The organism is Bacillus sp. TH25, from assembly GCF_016650935.1.
Classification (GTDB): Bacteria; Bacillota; Bacilli; order Bacillales; family Bacillaceae_G; genus Bacillus_A; species Bacillus_A mycoides.
Genome location: NZ_JAEKEU010000009.1, coordinates 354,151 through 370,670, shown reverse-complemented (window position 1 = coordinate 370,670; position 16,520 = coordinate 354,151). Strand labels below are relative to the sequence as shown.

The following is a 16,520-nucleotide window of genomic DNA, read 5'->3' as shown; positions in this document are numbered from 1 at the left end:
TAAGTATGGAATGATGAAAGAAGGTGACGGACATAGAATATCCATATTATTTAGTTAAACAAGTGAAGGAGCGTAGTGCTACATACCAATTAGAAGGTTTTTTAAGTGGACAGGGCCCTAAAAACCCGAAATTAATGCTTGTTGGAGAAGCACCCGGTGAAACAGAAATTCATAATGGGATTCCGTTTAGCGGGAGAGCGGGAAAACATTTAATGGAATTTTTAGAACGTATTCACGTTACAAGGGAAGAAGTATATATTACGAGTGCGGTCCGGAGTAGACCTTATAAATGGAGAGAGAAAAGGGAACGAAATGGCGAAATAATACAGAAGAAGTACAATAGAACACCGAATCAAGGTGAGATACTTGCCCATGCACCTTTGCTAGATTATGAACTGGAATTTATACAGCAGCCGGTTATTGTCACACTTGGTAATATTGCATTACAGCGTTTAGTTGGTAAAAATAATAAAATTACGGATGTTCATGGAGAATTGTTAAAGCAACCTGTGCAGCGATTGAAAGATAGCAGCAGTACAGAATTTATTTGGTCAGAAAAAGAATATAATATATTTCCTACTTTTCATCCAGCTTCTATTTTCTATAATCGGAGTTTGTTGGAGCTTATTTATGAGGATTTGGAGAAACTTAAAAGATTTATAATAAAAAACTAGAAAAGCTACAGAGCTTTTCTAGCTGAATTTAATTATGTAACGGTTTTTTATTTTCATCTAATGTAAATCCTTCACCAACAACATCGTGTACATCACTTACAGCGACAAAGGCATGTGGATCTACTGAAATAATGATATTTTTTAATTTTACAATTTCATTTTTAGCAACAACACAATATAGTACATTACGTTCTATTTTTGTATAGGATCCAACTGCTTTTAAAAAGGTTGCTCCGCGCTCCATTTCTGATAAAATTTTTGAAGCAATTTCATCGTTTTTATCAGAAATAATAGTTGCTCCTTTTGCTGCATAAGCACCTTCTTGCATGAAATCAATAACCTTAGCCCCGATAAAAACAGCAACTAACGTATACATGCCCTCGCGATATGATAAATATGTAAGAATAGAGATAATGATAACGACCGCATCAAACATAAACATCGTTTTTCCCATACTCCAGCCAACATATTTGTGAGCTAGCCTTGCGATAATATCAACACCGCCAGTAGTCCCGCCGTATTTGAATATAATTCCAAGTCCTATGCCGATAAATGCCCCAGCGAATAAAGCAGCCAGTGTCATATCATTTTGCAAGTTTAAATGTAAGTTGAGAACCTCGTAGCGCTGAAACACCCAAAGGAATAAAGAGACGCTAAATGTACCGATTAATGTGTATAAAAATGTTGTTCGGCCGAGTAATTTCCAGCCAATGAAAAATAGAGGGACGTTTAAAATTAAGTTTGTATAGGAAGGATCAAGTGAAAATTTAAAATATAATAATAGCGTAATGCCGGTAAATCCACCCTCTGCAAGATGATTTTCAATATTGATATTCACAATACCGAAAGAAAAAATAGCGGAACCGATTAAAATAAAAATGATATTTCGAATCTTCAAATTTGATGTCATTTAGAAATCCCCCTAATTATGTAATGATTGCATTGCTCCTCTTAAACGATAGAACATAATAATAAGTTATTTCTAGTTGATAGTAAAAATAGAGAATGGTATAAGAGCTTAATTAGTTCAGCCTGATATTGTGCGGAAAAACTGCAAAAGAAAGTTTCACTTTATCCTGCTCAAACGGCTGGTAGGAGATAAAGCAGAGAAGACAGAGCAAATCAGCCGTAAGAGCCCGATGAGTTCAGGCTGATCTTTTGTAAAAATCACGCAAAAGAAAGTTTCACTTTATTATAGTCTATCCTAAAAAGAGTCGTAAATAGTGATATGAGGGAATAATATTTGTCAAATCGCGATGAATTGGCTAACATGAAAGAGGAAGGAATAAGAGGTGACTAGTATGGAAGCAAAAACGATGAAAGATATGCAGAAAGAAGTAGATGCATATATCGGTCAATTTAAAGAAGGTTATTTTAGTCCGCTTGCAATGATGGCTCGTTTAACTGAAGAAATGGGAGAGCTTGCAAGAGAGGTTAATCATTATTATGGTGAGAAACCAAAGAAAACGACTGAGAAAGAACGAAGTGTTGAGGAAGAGCTTGGAGATGTTTTATTTGTTATGATTTGTATGGCAAATAGTTTAAATATTGATTTAGAAACAGCGCATAACATTGTAATGAATAAATTTAATACACGTGATAAAGATCGTTGGACACGTATTGATGAGGGAGAGAAAGACGCATGAAAGAAATTAAAGTAATTATCGCTGGACCACGAGGACGCATGGGATATGAAGCAGTCCTTCTTATGGAAAGAACAGCGCATTTCAATTTAGTAGCAGCAATTGATTATAAGCATGGCGGAGAAAAAATTTCTGATTTACCGGGAATGCCAGCGCTAGATGCACCTATTTACGCGGATTTACATACTTGTTTAGATGAAGTAGAAGCAGATGTATTATTAGATTTAACAACACCAGAAATTGGAAAGAAACATGTGACACTTGCAGTTGAACGTGGACTTCGATCAGTTATTGGTACAACTGGATTTACTGAAGAAGAACTAAAGCAATTAACAGAAAATGCAAAAGAAAAAGAAGTAGGAACAATCATTGCTCCAAACTTTGCGATTGGTGCAGTACTTATGATGAAGTTCTCTCAAATGGCAGCGAAGTACTTCCAAGATGTTGAAGTAATTGAATTACACCATGATCAAAAATTAGACGCACCATCGGGTACAGCTGTAAAAACAGTAGAATTAATCCGTCAAAATCGTGTACCAAAAGAGCAAGGGCACCCTAATGAAACGGAACAATTAGAAGGGGCACGTGGTGCAAATGTAGACGGTATTCACATTCATAGCGTACGTCTACCAGGGCTTATTGCACACCAAGAAGTAATGTTCGGCGGAGATGGACAAATGTTAACAGTTCGTCATGATTCATTCAACCGTGCATCATTTATGTCAGGTGTAAAACTATCAATTGAAACAGTAATGAACCTTGATCATCTTGTGTACGGTTTAGAAAATATTATCGACTAAAGGGGAGACAACGGATGAAAATTGCCTTAATCGCACATGACAAAAAGAAAGATGATATGGTTTCGTTCGCATACGCATATAAACCAATTTTTGAAAAACATGAACTTTTTGCAACAGGAACGACAGGACTTCGTATTATGGAGGCAACTGGTTTAGTTGTAACAAGATATCAATCCGGTCCTCTTGGTGGAGATCAAGAAATTGGTGCAATGATTGCAAAAAATGAGATGGATATGGTGATTTTTTTCCGGGATCCACTAACAGCCCAGCCGCATGAACCAGATGTTAATGCGTTACTTCGTTTATGTGATGTATACGCCATCCCATTAGCAACAAATATGGCAAGTGCTGAAATGCTAATGCATGCATTAGAGCGGGGAGATTTAGATTACCGAAAGTTAAGAAAATGAGGGGAACAATTATGAGTGGATTACATATATTAGCGTTTGGTGCTCATGCCGATGATGTTGAAATCGGCATGGCAGGTACCATTGCAAAGTATACGAAGCAAGGATATGAAGTAGGCATTTGCGATTTAACAGAAGCTGATCTTTCTTCAAATGGAACGGTAGAACTAAGAAAAGAAGAAGCAAAGGCTGCAGCTCGTATTATGGGAGTAAAAACGAGAATTAATTTAGCAATGCCAGACCGTGGTTTGTATATGAAAGAAGAATATATACGTGAAATTGTAAAGATTATTCGTACATATAAACCAACACTAATTTTCGCACCATATTACGAAGATCGTCATCCAGACCATGCTAATTGCGCGAAACTTGTGGAAGAAGCTATCTTTTCAGCGGGAATTCGTAAATATATGCCTGAACTTCCGCCGCACCGTGTAGAGTCTTTTTATAATTATATGATTAATGGTTTTCATAAACCAAATTTTTGTATAGATATTAGTGAATACCTTTCTAAAAAGGTGGAAGCGTTAGAAAGGTATGAAAGTCAGTTTTCAACAGGGAGTGATGGTGTTAAGACGCCATTAACCGAAGGATACGTTGAAACTGTAATCGCTCGGGAGAAGATGTTCGGGAAAGAAGTTGGAGTGCTGTATGCCGAAGGATTTATGAGTAAGAAACCGGTTTTATTACATGCTGATTTAATAGGGGGATGTAAATGAAATTGAAAATAGGTATTACATGTTATCCTTCTGTAGGTGGTTCTGGGGTTGTTGGGACAGAATTAGGAAAGCAATTGGCGGAACGCGGGCATGAAATTCATTTTATTACATCGGGTGTACCATTTCGGTTGAATAAAGTGTACCCGAACATTTATTTTCACGAAGTAACAGTAAATCAATATTCTGTTTTTCAATATCCACCTTACGATTTAGCATTAGCGAGTAAAATGGCAGAGGTTGCTCAAAGAGAAAACCTTGATATTTTACATGTGCATTATGCAATCCCTCATGCTATTTGTGCATATTTAGCAAAACAAATGATTGGGGAGCGTATTAAAATTGTTACGACCTTACATGGAACGGATATTACTGTGTTAGGTTCCGACCCTTCGTTAAATAATTTAATTCGCTTTGGTATTGAACAATCTGATGTTGTTACAGCTGTGTCACATTCGTTAATTGAAGAAACAAATGAACTTGTAAAACCAGATAAAGAAATTGAGACGGTATACAATTTTGTAGATGAACGTGTTTATTTCAAACGTGATATGTCTCAATTAAAAAAAGAATATGGTATACGAGAAAATGAAAAAGTGTTGATTCATATTTCAAATTTCCGAAAGGTTAAGCGTGTACAGGATGTTGTGCAGTCATTTGCCAAAATTGTAAAGGAAGTAGATGCGAAATTGCTTCTTGTTGGTGATGGACCAGAGTTCTGTACTATTTTACAATTGGTGAAAAGTTTACATATTGAGGAACGTGTCTTATTCCTAGGAAAGCAAGATAATGTTGCAGAGCTTCTTGCGATGAGTGATTTAATGCTACTTTTATCAGAAAAGGAAAGTTTTGGTCTTGTTATATTAGAAGCGATGGCGTGTGGTGTGCCTAGTATCGGAACGAGGGTTGGGGGCATTCCAGAGGTCATTCAACATGGTGAAACAGGATATATATGTGAAGTTGGAGATACAGACGGAATAGCTAAGCAAGCAATTCAGCTACTAGAAAATGAAGAACTTCACCGTAATATGGGAGAGCGAGCGATGAAATCTGTATATGAGCAGTTTCGTTCGGAAAAAATCGTTTCACAGTATGAGGCGATTTATTATGACATACTAAGGGATGACAAGAATGGAAAGATTTAATAAAGCTAGTTCAATTATTGAGATGTTAAAACAGCACGGACATGAGGCTTACTTCGTTGGTGGAAGTGTACGCGATCTTATTATCGATAGACCGATTGGAGATATCGATATCGCAACATCTGCTTTACCAGAAGAAGTAATGGCTATTTTCCCAAGACATGTTCCGGTTGGTCTTGAGCATGGAACTGTAATTGTTGTAGAAAATGGTGAACAGTATGAGGTAACTACTTTTCGAACAGAAAGCGAATATGAAGATTTTCGAAGACCTAGTAGTGTTCAATTTGTCCGTTCATTAGAAGAGGATTTAAAACGACGTGATTTCACGATGAATGCAATTGCAATGACAGAGGAAGGCGAAATGGTTGATTTATTTGCTGGGAAAGAAGCGATTCGTCTGAAGGAAATTACAACGGTTGGAGATGCTGCAGACCGTTTTCAAGAAGATGCACTGCGAATGATGCGTGGTATTCGGTTCGTAAGTACGTTAGGTTTCTCTTTGGAAATAAAGACGAAACAAGCAATTGAAACGTATGGGCATTTGCTCGAACATATAGCGATTGAGAGAATTACAGTTGAATTTGAAAAATTGTTGACCGGTACATATTGTGTGAATGGTCTTCAAGAGTTAGTAGAAACGAAGCTATTTTCTCATCTGCCATATTTGCAAATGTCAGAAGAAAGACTCTTGAAAGCTACGCAGTATAAATGGGATTCTTTCGAAACAGACGTTGAGGCGTGGGCATTTTTCTTATATTGTATCGGAGAAGAGCATCCATCTGTCTTTTTGCGTCAATGGAAGTTCTCGAATAAAAAGATTAAAGATATCGTAGCGGTTTTATTAGCAATTCGTTCTAGAAAGGAGAAGGAGTGGGATACAATCCTTCTTTATAAAACTGGGATTCGCATCGCTGAGATGGCGGAAAGAGTATATGAAGCGATAATAGAAAGTTATAATAGTGCGTCTGTTAAGCAAGTACAATCATTATTTCATGCATTGCCGATAAAAAATCGTCAAGAAATGAATGTGACTGGTAATGATTTATTAAGCTGGGCAGATAAAAAGCCAGGTCCGTGGGTTGCCGAAATGCTTCAAAATATTGAAGAAGCAATCGTACAAGGAGATTTAGTTAATAAGAAAGAGGATATAAGGGAGTGGCTACAAAGATGCAATCTACTATAAGAAAGCAGTTATTACAAGTTTTTTCTGAAGCAGATGGTGCATTTGTATCTGGTCAAATACTTAGTGACAAACTTGGTTGTTCGAGAACCGCTGTATGGAAGCATATGGAGGACCTTCGTAATGAAGGGTATGAACTAGAAGCTGTACGCCGCTTAGGGTACCGAATTGCTAGTAAACCAGATAAAGTAACTGCGAATGAGATTCAATTAGGATTACAAACAGAGCGTATCGGTAGAACGGTTTATTTTGAAGAATCGGTTGAGTCTACTCAGCATATTGCAGCGAGACTTGCTTATGAAGGCGCAGAAGAGGGAACAATTGTCGTTGCTGAAGAACAAACAGCAGGTAGAGGACGTTTAAGTAGAAAATGGTATTCCCCAAAAGGAACAGGAATTTGGATGAGTATTATTTTGCGTCCCTCGATTCCAGTTCATCATGCACCACAGCTTACTTTATTAGCAGCTGTTAGCGTAGCGCAAGCAATTGAAAAATGTACCGGTGTAAACGTAGGGATTAAATGGCCGAATGATATTTTAATTCAAGGTAAAAAAGCTGTCGGTATATTAACGGAGATGCAAGCTGATCCAGATAAAATTAATGCTGTTATTATGGGAATTGGCATTAATGCAAATCAGAAACAAGAACATTTTGATGAGGAAATTCAGCAAATTGCAACTTCATTAGCAATTGAATCGGGTAAGCCGATTGTTCGTGCGGAACTTATGCAACAAATTTTCTTGCAACTAGAGAAATTGTATGAAGAGTATTTAAAAAATGGCTTCTCTGTTATTAAAATTCTTTGGGAAAGTTACGCAGTAAGTATCGGAAAAGAAATTACAGCTCGAACGATGAAGGAAACTATTAATGGGCTAGCAAAAGGAATTACGGAGGATGGTGTATTGTTACTTGAGGATCATCAAGGACAAGTGCACCACATTCATTCTGCTGATATAGAAATTAAGTAAAAGAAGTTCCTATTTTGGAGCTTCTTTTTGTCATTTAGATACTAATGAATTTCACATACCGTAATAGGGATAAAAAATTATTTTTTCGAAAAAATGTAGCAATTCCTTTTCAGAGTTTGCTATAATTAGTTCGAATATGGGCAGTATCAAAGCGAACTGCACCATTATTTTACGCAGTATGAAAAAATAATAATTTGGATTCTGCCTTGATCCAATAATGGACTGGGACAGAGGGATGAATAATGCCGACTAACACACAACCCTTCTGCCCTTTTATGGCCAGAGGGGTTTTTTATATGATTTCGGCCATCTCCTCTCTCCTGCATAAAGGAGGAGTAGTTTTTGAAAACAAAAACAGATTTTTTGAAAATGAAAGAGCAAGGTGAGCCGATTACAATGCTAACGGCGTATGATTATCCATCTGCTAAATTAGCAGAAGAAGCTAAAGTCGATATGATTTTAGTGGGTGATTCTCTAGGAATGGTTGTACTTGGGTATGATTCAACAGTTCCAGTAACAGTAGAGGATATGATTCATCATACGAAAGCTGTACGCCGCGGAGCGAAAGAGACGTTTATTGTAACTGATATGCCATTTATGTCTTATCATGTCTCATTGCAAGATACGATGGTTAATGCACGTCGCATTGTTCAAGAGAGCGGGGCACATGCATTAAAGGTAGAAGGTGCTGGAGAAGTTATATCAACTATTCACTACTTAACGAATGCGGGAATTCCCGTTGTGGCGCATTTAGGTTTAACTCCTCAATCTGTAGGAGTGCTAGGTGGGTATAAAGTACAAGGGAAAGATGCTGAAAGTGCAAAAAAATTAATAGAAGATGCAAAGAAATGTGAGGAAGCTGGTGCGATAGCACTTGTACTAGAATGTGTGCCAATGCAATTAGCAGAACTTATTTCAGAGCAGTTAACAATTCCTACAATCGGAATTGGAGCAGGACAAAAAGTAGATGGGCAAGTTCTTGTATACCACGATCTTATCTCGTACGGCGTAAATCGTGTTCCGAAATTTGTGAAGCAATATACGTCTGTTCAAGAGGAGATTGTGCGAGGGATTTCGCAATACGTTACTGAAGTAAAGACAGGGCAATTTCCTGAAGAAAAACATTCATTCACAATGAAAGAGGAAGAGTGCTTAGCGTTATACGGAGGAAAACAATAATGAAAATCATAACTACAGTGCAAGAGATGCAGCAAATTACAAACGAACTTCGTACAAGTGGAAAAAGTATCGGTTTTGTTCCAACGATGGGGTATTTACACGAAGGGCATGCTACGTTACTACGTAAGGCAAGGGAAGAAAATGAAATTGTAGTTTTAAGTGTATTTGTAAATCCACTACAATTTGGACCAAATGAAGATTTAGATAGATACCCACGTGATATTGATAGAGATGAAAATGTAGCAAAAGAAAATGGTGTTGATTATTTATTTTATCCGAGTGTAGAAGAGATGTATCCAGCAGAACAAACGACAACAGTAGAAGTTGTGAAGCGTACCGACGTATTATGTGGCAAACAAAGACCTGGTCATTTCGCTGGTGTTGCAACTGTACTAATGAAACTATTTAATATTACATTGCCAACGCGTGCTTATTTCGGTATGAAAGATGCACAGCAAGTAGCTGTAATTGAAGGATTCGTAACTGATTTTAATATTCCCGTTACGATCGTACCAGTTGATATTGTAAGGGAAGAAGATGGATTAGCGAAAAGTTCTCGTAATGTGTATTTATCACTAGAAGAACGTGAAGAGGCTCCTCATTTATACGGCAGTCTATGTATAGCGAAAGAACGAATTGAGGCAGGCGAACGTAATCCGGAAATCATTATGAATCTTGTGAAAGAGCATATTGAGAAGTATACGAAAGGCACTGTAGATTATGCTGATTTATATGCATATCCTTCATTAAAAGCAATAAATAAAATTGAAGGAAGAATCATTTTAGCGATTGCAGTTAAGTTTGAAAATGTACGATTAATTGACAATATAACATTAATGGGGAAATAAGGGGGAGCATCTATGTTTCGCACAATGATGAGAGCGAAGTTACATCGTGCAACTGTAACAGAAGCAAATTTAAATTATGTAGGTAGTATTACAATTGATGAAGATTTAATGGATGCGGTAAATATTGTAGAAAATGAAAAAGTACAAATTGTAAATAACAACAATGGAGCTCGCTTAGAGACATATGTTATTAAAGGAGAGCGCGGTAGCGGTGTTGTGTGTTTAAATGGTGCAGCTGCAAGGCTTGTACAACCGGGGGATAAAGTTATTATTATTTGCTATGGTTTAGTGGCAGAAGAAAATATTCATAAACAAGAGCCGAAAATTGCAGTATTAGACGATGATAATCAAATTATTGAAATGTTAGGTGCTGAAAAAGCTGGCACGATATTATAAGTAGGAAGGCTATCTCTAATTAAGGAGATAGCTTTTTTGTGCATCTTTTCATTAAGATGAGGTAAAACGTGGTATAGTAACATTATATAATTTTTGTGTTTGATAGGTAAGAAATTGAGGTGTTACATATATGAGTAAGCGTTATGTCGTTGTTGATTTAGAGACGACAGGGAACTCCTGGAAGGATGGGAAGGATAAAATCACCCAAATTGCAGCTGTTGTAGTGGAAGATGGAGAGATATTAGAGATTTTTTCATCTTTTATTAATCCGAAGAGAGAGATTCCCCTATTTATTACAGAATTAACTGGGATTGATGAAGATCTTGTAAAACAAGCCCCGTTATTTCGAGATGTAGCCCCGATGATTGTTGAGCTATTACAAGGTGCGGCTTTTGTTGCACATAACGTTCACTTTGATTGGAATTTTTTAAATGAAGAATTAAGGCAGGCTGGATATACAGAAGTACATTGTCCTAAAATTGATACAGTTGAATTGGCGCAAATTCTTTTGCCGACAGCTGATAGTTATAAATTACGTGATTTAGCTAAGCAGCATGAACTAGAGCACGATCAACCACATCGTGCGGATAGTGATGCTCTTGCAACAGCGGAGTTGTTTTTACAATTTTTAAGTGAAATTGAAAAGTTACCACTTGTCACATTACAATCGCTTTATGAATTAAGTGATGTTTTCCAAAGTGATATAGCTGATGTACTTTCTGAAAATATTTTAAAGAAAATGATGCATGGTAAAGAAGAGGCAGAGGAGTGTGAGGTGTATCGAAATATTGCGCTTCGAAAGCGGAATTATTCTTTAATCCTCAGTGAAACATACTCATCTAAATTTGATGCTTTCTTACATAAGACAATCGATAAACTTGAATTGAATATGCCAAAGTTTGAAAAAAGAGAAAGCCAACAGATTATGATGAAGGAAATATATACAGCGCTAAGAGATTCTAGGTTTTCACTGATTGAAGCAGGAACAGGTACGGGGAAGACGCTTGCATATTTACTTCCAAGTATTTATTTCGCAAAGAAAAAAGAAGAACCTGTCATTATAAGTACACAAACTGTACAATTGCAACAACAAATACTAGAAAAAGAAATTCCTTTATTAAAGAAAATAATGCCATTTTCATTTGAAGTAGCTCTTCTGAAAGGAAGAAAGCATTATCTGTGTCTACATAAATTTGAATATGCTTTGCAAGAGGAAGAGAAAAATTATGATATGGCGCTCACAAAGGCAAAAATTTTAGTGTGGTTATTGCAAACGGAAACTGGCGATCGTGATGAATTAAATATTCCTGAGGGCGGCAAGTTACTTTGGAACCGTATTTGTAGTGATGTACATAGTCCAGGCGGGATGCAAAGCAACTGGTATAGTCGTTGTTTTTATCAAAGAGCAAAGAATAAAGCATTATTTGCAGATATCGTTATTACAAATCATGCGTTATTATTTCAAGATTTTTCAAGTGAAGAACCACTGTTTGCTTCATGTGAACATATTATTTTTGATGAAGCTCATCATATCGAGGAAGCGGCGAGTAGAACATTAGGTGAACAGTTCTCATGCATGTATTTTCAATTAGCTTTATCTCGTCTTGGTACGCTAGAAACAGATGATGTACTTTCTAAAGTATATAAAATGATGAAAAAATCAGAGCAAGCATCGCGTTCGACTTTCCGTATGGTGAGTCATAGCTTGAAGGAATTGAAATTTGATGCGGATGAACTATTTCAAATGTTACGGACTTTCGTATTTAAACAAACAAAGCAGGAACAAGGGATGAGCAATATGCCACTCATTTATCGATATAACACGGAAGTAGAGAAAGGTAAGTTATGGGATAGCATTACCGAGTTAACAAATCGATTTGTGTATGATGTAAGAAAGTTATTGACTACACTTGAGAAGCAAGTTGAAATATTGCAAAGTAAATTAGAATGGGAGATGCATGTCGTTACAGGTGAATTTATGCATTTAATTGAGTTGTTGAGAAAGATGGCACAATCTTTACAATTACTCATTTTAGAAAAAAATTCATACGTGACATGGATGGAGACTGAAACGAAGGGAACGATTCATTCAACAGTTTTATATGCGCAGCCTGTTCATATTGGTGAAAGATTTGCTGATGAATTTTTAACCCAGAAAAAGAGTGTTATTTTCACATCAGCAACGTTAACAGTTAATGATTCATTCGACTATATAAAAGAGGAGCTAGGTTTACATGATTTTGCTCCCAATACATTAAAGGTTCCATCACCATTCCGTTTTGAAGAGCAAATGAAATTAATGGTTTCAACGGATGTACCTTTTATTAAGAAAGCAAGTAATGAAGAATATATTGAGTCTATATCGGCACATATTGCGAAAATAGCGAAAGCTACAAAAGGTAGAATGCTCGTTTTATTCACTTCGTATGAAATGTTGAAAGAAGCGTATACGAATTTGAAAAATGATGAGACATTAGAAGGATATTTATTATTAACGCAAAGTGTGAATAATAAGAGCCGAAGTCGTCTAATCCGCAAATTCCAGGAGTTCGACAAATCGATTTTGTTAGGAACAAGTAGTTTTTGGGAAGGGATAGATATACCTGGAGATGCTCTGAGTTGTCTTGTCATTGTCCGTCTGCCTTTTACCCCTCCTCATCAGCCGATGATGGAAGCAAAAGGAGAGTGGTTAAAAAATCAAGGAGAAGACGTATTCGATAAGTTGGCGCTCCCACAAGCAATCTTGCGTTTCAAACAAGGGTTTGGTCGTCTTATTAGAACAAATACAGATACGGGAACTGTATTTGTATTAGATCGTCGTTTGACAAGTTCTTCCTATGGAAAACGATTTTTACAATCAATCCCAACTGTACCGCTCTATGAAGGACCGTTAGAAGAATTGTTAGTACAGTTAGAAGAATCGTCAAATGAATAAAATTGGAAGAAAAATACGCCTGAAGTACATTTAAACTTCAGGCGTAAAAAATGTGGGTAGGAGGAATTTTATTTTTCTTACTTCTTGTATACAAAATATATTGCTTTTCGATTTGAAACCTTTTTTTGCTGTACATGTCCTGCTATAATAGATGGGTGATGAAGCAGGGGTTGTAAAGAATGTACTCTTATTGTAACCGCATTGCGTTCTTCTATAATTAGAAATTTTTGTGTAACGGAGGAGTTTTTTCATGGATAAGAAAATCGAAGTCCTATCAACGACGCGTATTAAATATTCGTCTGACTTGTATAAAATTGTTGATGGTTTGAATCGTACGTTAAAAGAGCAGGACCTCATGTTCGGATTAGCATTAGACGAAAAAGATAAAGAAACAGCTGTATTTACGATTTACAGAACGTAGTGATACAATGAAAAAGTGGATCTTTACAATCATTATCGTTATCGTTGCTAGCGGAATATATGGGGCATATGTTTATAATAAAGCGATGGAAAAGAAAATTCCAAAAGAGTCAAAGTCTGTAGAAATTGCGAAAGAAAAGGCAAAGCTTACAAAGGTAAATACTGTTGATTATTATAATGGAAAATCTTCATATACAGTCGTACAAGGTACAGATGAAAAAGGAGAACAACTTATCGTTTGGGTGCCTGAGAAAAAAGGGGATACTGTAGTAAGGAAAAAGAGCGAAGGTATTTCTGAAAAAGAGGCTATACAAAGAACACTAGAACAAGTCGGCAATGAAAGTAAGGAACCAAAAAGTAAGCCGAAAGAGATTATGAAAGTGAAATTAGGCTTTGAAAATGATGTACCACTATGGGAAGTTACATATATTGATGATGACAATCGTTATAGTTATTACTATCTTGAATTTAAAGATGGAAAATTTTTAAGACGATATAGCATTGAAAAATAGATGTAGGGGGAACTACAAATGAAATTAGCAAAGCGAGTAGCTGCTTTAACACCATCTGCAACTTTAGAAATTACAGCAAAGGCACAAGCATTAAAAGCAGAAGGTCATGATGTAATTGGATTAGGAGCAGGAGAGCCTGACTTTAATACGCCAGAACATATTATGGATGCTGCGCATAAAGCGATGTTAGAAGGACATACGAAGTATACACCAACAGGTGGATTGCAAGCGTTAAAACAAGAAATTGCGAAGAAGTTTACTCGTGATCAAGGAATTGCGTATGATCCATCTGAAATTATTGTATGTAATGGTGCCAAGCATGCATTATATACATTATTCCAAGTGTTACTTGATGAAGGAGATGAAGTTATCATCCCAACTCCTTATTGGGTAAGTTATCCTGAGCAAGTAAAGCTTGCTGGTGGTAAGCCAGTTTATGTAGAAGGTCTAGAAGGCAATGAGTACAAAATTACAGCAAAGCAGCTGCGTGAGGCAATTACAGAGAAAACGAAAGCAGTTATTATTAATTCACCGAGCAATCCAACAGGGATGATTTACAGCAAAGAAGAATTACAACAGCTTGGAGAAGTATGTTTAGAGCATGATATCTTAATCGTTTCAGATGAGATCTATGAAAAATTAATTTATGGTGACGCGGAATATACTTCAATTGCCCAGCTTTCTAATGCATTAAAAGAACAAACACTTATTATTAATGGTGTATCTAAATCACATTCTATGACAGGTTGGCGTATTGGATATGCAGCAGGAAATAAGCAGCTTATTAAAGCGATGACGAACTTAGCGAGTCATAGTACGTCAAACCCTACTTCAATTGCTCAATACGGTGCAATTGCTGCGTATGCAGGCTCACAAGAACCTGTAGAAACAATGCGTCAAGCGTTTGAAGAAAGATTGAACATTATTTATGATAAATTAATTCAAATTCCTGGTTTCACTTGCATTAAGCCACAAGGTGCTTTTTACTTATTCCCAAATGTAAAAGAAGCCGTAGCGTTAGCTGGGTATGATACAGTTGATGAGTGGGCAAAAGCATTATTAGAAGAAGAAAAGGTGGCTCTTGTTCCAGGTACAGGATTTGGTGCACCAAATAACGTTCGATTATCGTATGCGACATCTCTTGAGCAAGTTGAGAAAGCATTAGAACGAATTCATACGTTCATGAAAAGTAAAGTACAGGCTTAATCGTCTGTTTCTTGTAGTAAATGGCAAAAAACCTCCCTATATATAGGGAGGTTTTTTTGACGAATTGTGGCAAAAAGAAATGGCTAAAGGTGTGTTATACTAGAGAACGAGGTGTTTGGTGATGAAAAAGAAAATGATGTTACAATGGTTTGAACAGGGAAGCATAGCGATTCCTAAATTGCTTATGATGCATTATAAAAAGCTAGGTTTAAATGAGACGGAATTTATGGTAGTACTTCATGTACACACATTTTTAGAATCAGGTAATTCGTTCCCGACTCCTTCAGAGATTTCAGAACGGATGACGATAACAGAAATGAAATGCATGGAAGTGATTCAGACTTTAATCCAAAAAGGTTTTTTAGCACTAGAAGGTGGACGAAGATCTGAAGCGATGATGTGTGAAAGTTATTCTTTACAACCACTGTGGGAAAAAATATTGCACTTTTTAATGAATGAATCTATAGAGGAAGAGCAAAAAGAACAAAAGCAAATTCAAGTAAATTTATATACAGTATTTGAAAAAGAATTCGGAAGACCACTTTCGCCATTTGAATGTGAAACATTAGGGATGTGGGAAGATCAAGATCAACACCATCCGAATTTAATTCAAGCGGCTCTTCGTGAAGCTGTTATGAGTGGTAAACTTAATTTCCGGTATATTGATCGTATTTTGTTTGAGTGGAAAAAGAACGGAATTAAAACGGTAGATCAAGCGCAAAATCAAGGCCAGAAATTTAGAGCGAATCAACAACGCACACAACAAACGACAAAACAAGAGACGAAATTTACTGGGAAAGTGCCTTTTTATAATTGGTTGGAGCAGTAGTGTAGGAGGAAAGATATGTTGAACAAAACGCAAATTCGTTATTGTTTAGATACAATGGCGGATATGTATCCAGAAGCGCATTGTGAATTAATTCATGATAATCCATTTGAACTTGTAATCGCAGTGGCATTATCTGCGCAATGTACAGATGCACTTGTGAATAAAGTGACGAAAAACTTATTTCAAAAATATAAAACACCAGAAGATTATTTAAGTGTGTCTTTAGAAGAATTACAACAAGATATACGTTCCATTGGATTGTTTAGAAATAAGGCGAAAAATATTCAAAAATTGTGCCGGATGTTACTAGATGATTATAACGGGAAAGTTCCAGAAGACCGTGATGAGCTGACGAAATTACCAGGAGTAGGGAGAAAGACAGCGAATGTAGTTGTTTCGGTAGCATTTGGGATTCCAGCGATTGCTGTTGATACGCATGTAGAGAGAGTGAGTAAACGGTTAGCAATTTGTAGATGGAAAGATTCTGTGTTAGAAGTGGAAAAGACATTGATGAAGAAAATTCCAATGGATGAGTGGGGAGTTACACACCACCGTATGATTTTCTTCGGACGTTATTACTGTAAGGCGCAGCGACCACAATGTGAAGAGTGTCGATTACTAGAAATATGTCGCGAAGGAAAGAAACGAATGAAGGGGAAATAAAG

At 36.6% G+C, this 16,520-nt stretch carries 18 protein-coding genes; 17 read left to right on the top strand and 1 reads right to left on the bottom strand.

Going from position 1 to position 16,520, the window contains the following annotated elements:
* The first annotated feature begins 23 nt into the window (after positions 1-23).
* Positions 24-674, top strand: a complete 651-nt coding sequence (locus JFT89_RS06395; RefSeq protein WP_002086604.1) for a uracil-DNA glycosylase — start codon at positions 24-26, stop codon at positions 672-674.
* Between the two features lie 28 nt (positions 675-702).
* Here JFT89_RS06395 and JFT89_RS06390 read toward each other — a convergent pair whose 3' ends face one another.
* Positions 703-1,584: a YitT family protein gene (locus tag JFT89_RS06390; protein WP_002011845.1), complete on the bottom strand. Its 882-nt coding sequence runs from the start codon at positions 1,582-1,584 to the stop codon at positions 703-705.
* 391 nt (positions 1,585-1,975) lie between these two features.
* Here JFT89_RS06390 and JFT89_RS06385 point away from each other — a divergent pair, with 391 nt between their 5' ends.
* From JFT89_RS06385 to nth, 16 genes are all read left to right on the top strand, one after another.
* Positions 1,976-2,320 (top strand): nucleotide pyrophosphohydrolase, encoded by a 345-nt coding sequence (locus tag JFT89_RS06385; protein ID WP_002011846.1) that lies wholly within the window; start codon positions 1,976-1,978, stop codon positions 2,318-2,320.
* Positions 2,317-3,117 (top strand): dihydrodipicolinate reductase, encoded by an 801-nt coding sequence (gene dapB / locus JFT89_RS06380; protein WP_002126457.1) that lies wholly within the window; start codon positions 2,317-2,319, stop codon positions 3,115-3,117. Before JFT89_RS06385 ends, dapB begins: the two co-directional genes overlap by 4 nt.
* A gap of 14 nt (positions 3,118-3,131) precedes the next feature.
* Positions 3,132-3,527 carry a methylglyoxal synthase gene (mgsA, locus tag JFT89_RS06375; protein ID WP_000684753.1) on the top strand — a complete coding sequence of 132 codons (396 nt, stop codon included), beginning with the start codon at positions 3,132-3,134 and terminating at the stop codon, positions 3,525-3,527.
* Between the two features lie 11 nt (positions 3,528-3,538).
* On the top strand, positions 3,539-4,243 hold the full coding sequence (bshB1, locus tag JFT89_RS06370; protein ID WP_002064536.1) for a bacillithiol biosynthesis deacetylase BshB1: 705 nt from the start codon (positions 3,539-3,541) through the stop codon (positions 4,241-4,243).
* Entirely contained in the window at positions 4,240-5,385 is a 1,146-nt protein-coding gene (gene bshA, locus JFT89_RS06365) for an N-acetyl-alpha-D-glucosaminyl L-malate synthase BshA (RefSeq protein WP_002086596.1), read from the top strand. The genes bshB1 and bshA overlap by 4 nt, the downstream gene beginning before the upstream one ends.
* Complete coding sequence (locus JFT89_RS06360; protein WP_201039684.1) at positions 5,372-6,565, top strand: CCA tRNA nucleotidyltransferase; 1,194 nt, start codon at positions 5,372-5,374, stop codon at positions 6,563-6,565. The genes bshA and JFT89_RS06360 overlap by 14 nt, the downstream gene beginning before the upstream one ends.
* Positions 6,550-7,530: a biotin--[acetyl-CoA-carboxylase] ligase gene (locus tag JFT89_RS06355; RefSeq protein ID WP_002086594.1), complete on the top strand. Its 981-nt coding sequence runs from the start codon at positions 6,550-6,552 to the stop codon at positions 7,528-7,530. The genes JFT89_RS06360 and JFT89_RS06355 overlap by 16 nt, the downstream gene beginning before the upstream one ends.
* Before the next feature lie 342 nt (positions 7,531-7,872).
* Positions 7,873-8,709 carry a 3-methyl-2-oxobutanoate hydroxymethyltransferase gene (gene panB / locus JFT89_RS06350; RefSeq protein WP_002064539.1) on the top strand — a complete coding sequence of 279 codons (837 nt, stop codon included), beginning with the start codon at positions 7,873-7,875 and terminating at the stop codon, positions 8,707-8,709.
* Positions 8,709-9,557, top strand: coding sequence for a pantoate--beta-alanine ligase (gene panC, locus JFT89_RS06345; RefSeq protein WP_002126472.1), 849 nt, complete (start codon positions 8,709-8,711; stop codon positions 9,555-9,557). The genes panB and panC overlap by 1 nt, the downstream gene beginning before the upstream one ends.
* A gap of 12 nt (positions 9,558-9,569) precedes the next feature.
* Positions 9,570-9,953, top strand: a complete 384-nt coding sequence (panD, locus tag JFT89_RS06340; protein ID WP_000490176.1) for an aspartate 1-decarboxylase — start codon at positions 9,570-9,572, stop codon at positions 9,951-9,953.
* Positions 9,954-10,083: 130 nt separating this feature from the next.
* Positions 10,084-12,888 (top strand): ATP-dependent DNA helicase DinG, encoded by a 2,805-nt coding sequence (gene dinG / locus JFT89_RS06335; protein ID WP_201039683.1) that lies wholly within the window; start codon positions 10,084-10,086, stop codon positions 12,886-12,888.
* A gap of 250 nt (positions 12,889-13,138) precedes the next feature.
* Positions 13,139-13,309 (top strand): YpmA family protein, encoded by a 171-nt coding sequence (locus JFT89_RS06330; RefSeq protein ID WP_002086589.1) that lies wholly within the window; start codon positions 13,139-13,141, stop codon positions 13,307-13,309.
* Between the two features lie 7 nt (positions 13,310-13,316).
* The gene (locus tag JFT89_RS06325) at positions 13,317-13,820 is read left to right on the top strand and encodes a cell wall elongation regulator TseB-like domain-containing protein (RefSeq protein ID WP_016094449.1); all 504 of its coding nucleotides are present in this window, start codon (positions 13,317-13,319) and stop codon (positions 13,818-13,820) included.
* An 18-nt stretch (positions 13,821-13,838) separates the two neighbouring features.
* The gene (gene aspB / locus JFT89_RS06320; protein WP_002064544.1) at positions 13,839-15,026 is read left to right on the top strand and encodes an aspartate transaminase AspB; all 1,188 of its coding nucleotides are present in this window, start codon (positions 13,839-13,841) and stop codon (positions 15,024-15,026) included.
* A gap of 121 nt (positions 15,027-15,147) precedes the next feature.
* The gene (gene dnaD / locus JFT89_RS06315) at positions 15,148-15,855 is read left to right on the top strand and encodes a DNA replication protein DnaD (RefSeq protein WP_000728546.1); all 708 of its coding nucleotides are present in this window, start codon (positions 15,148-15,150) and stop codon (positions 15,853-15,855) included.
* Between the two features lie 15 nt (positions 15,856-15,870).
* Complete coding sequence (gene nth / locus JFT89_RS06310) at positions 15,871-16,518, top strand: endonuclease III (protein ID WP_000933020.1); 648 nt, start codon at positions 15,871-15,873, stop codon at positions 16,516-16,518.
* Positions 16,519-16,520 lie beyond the last annotated feature (2 nt).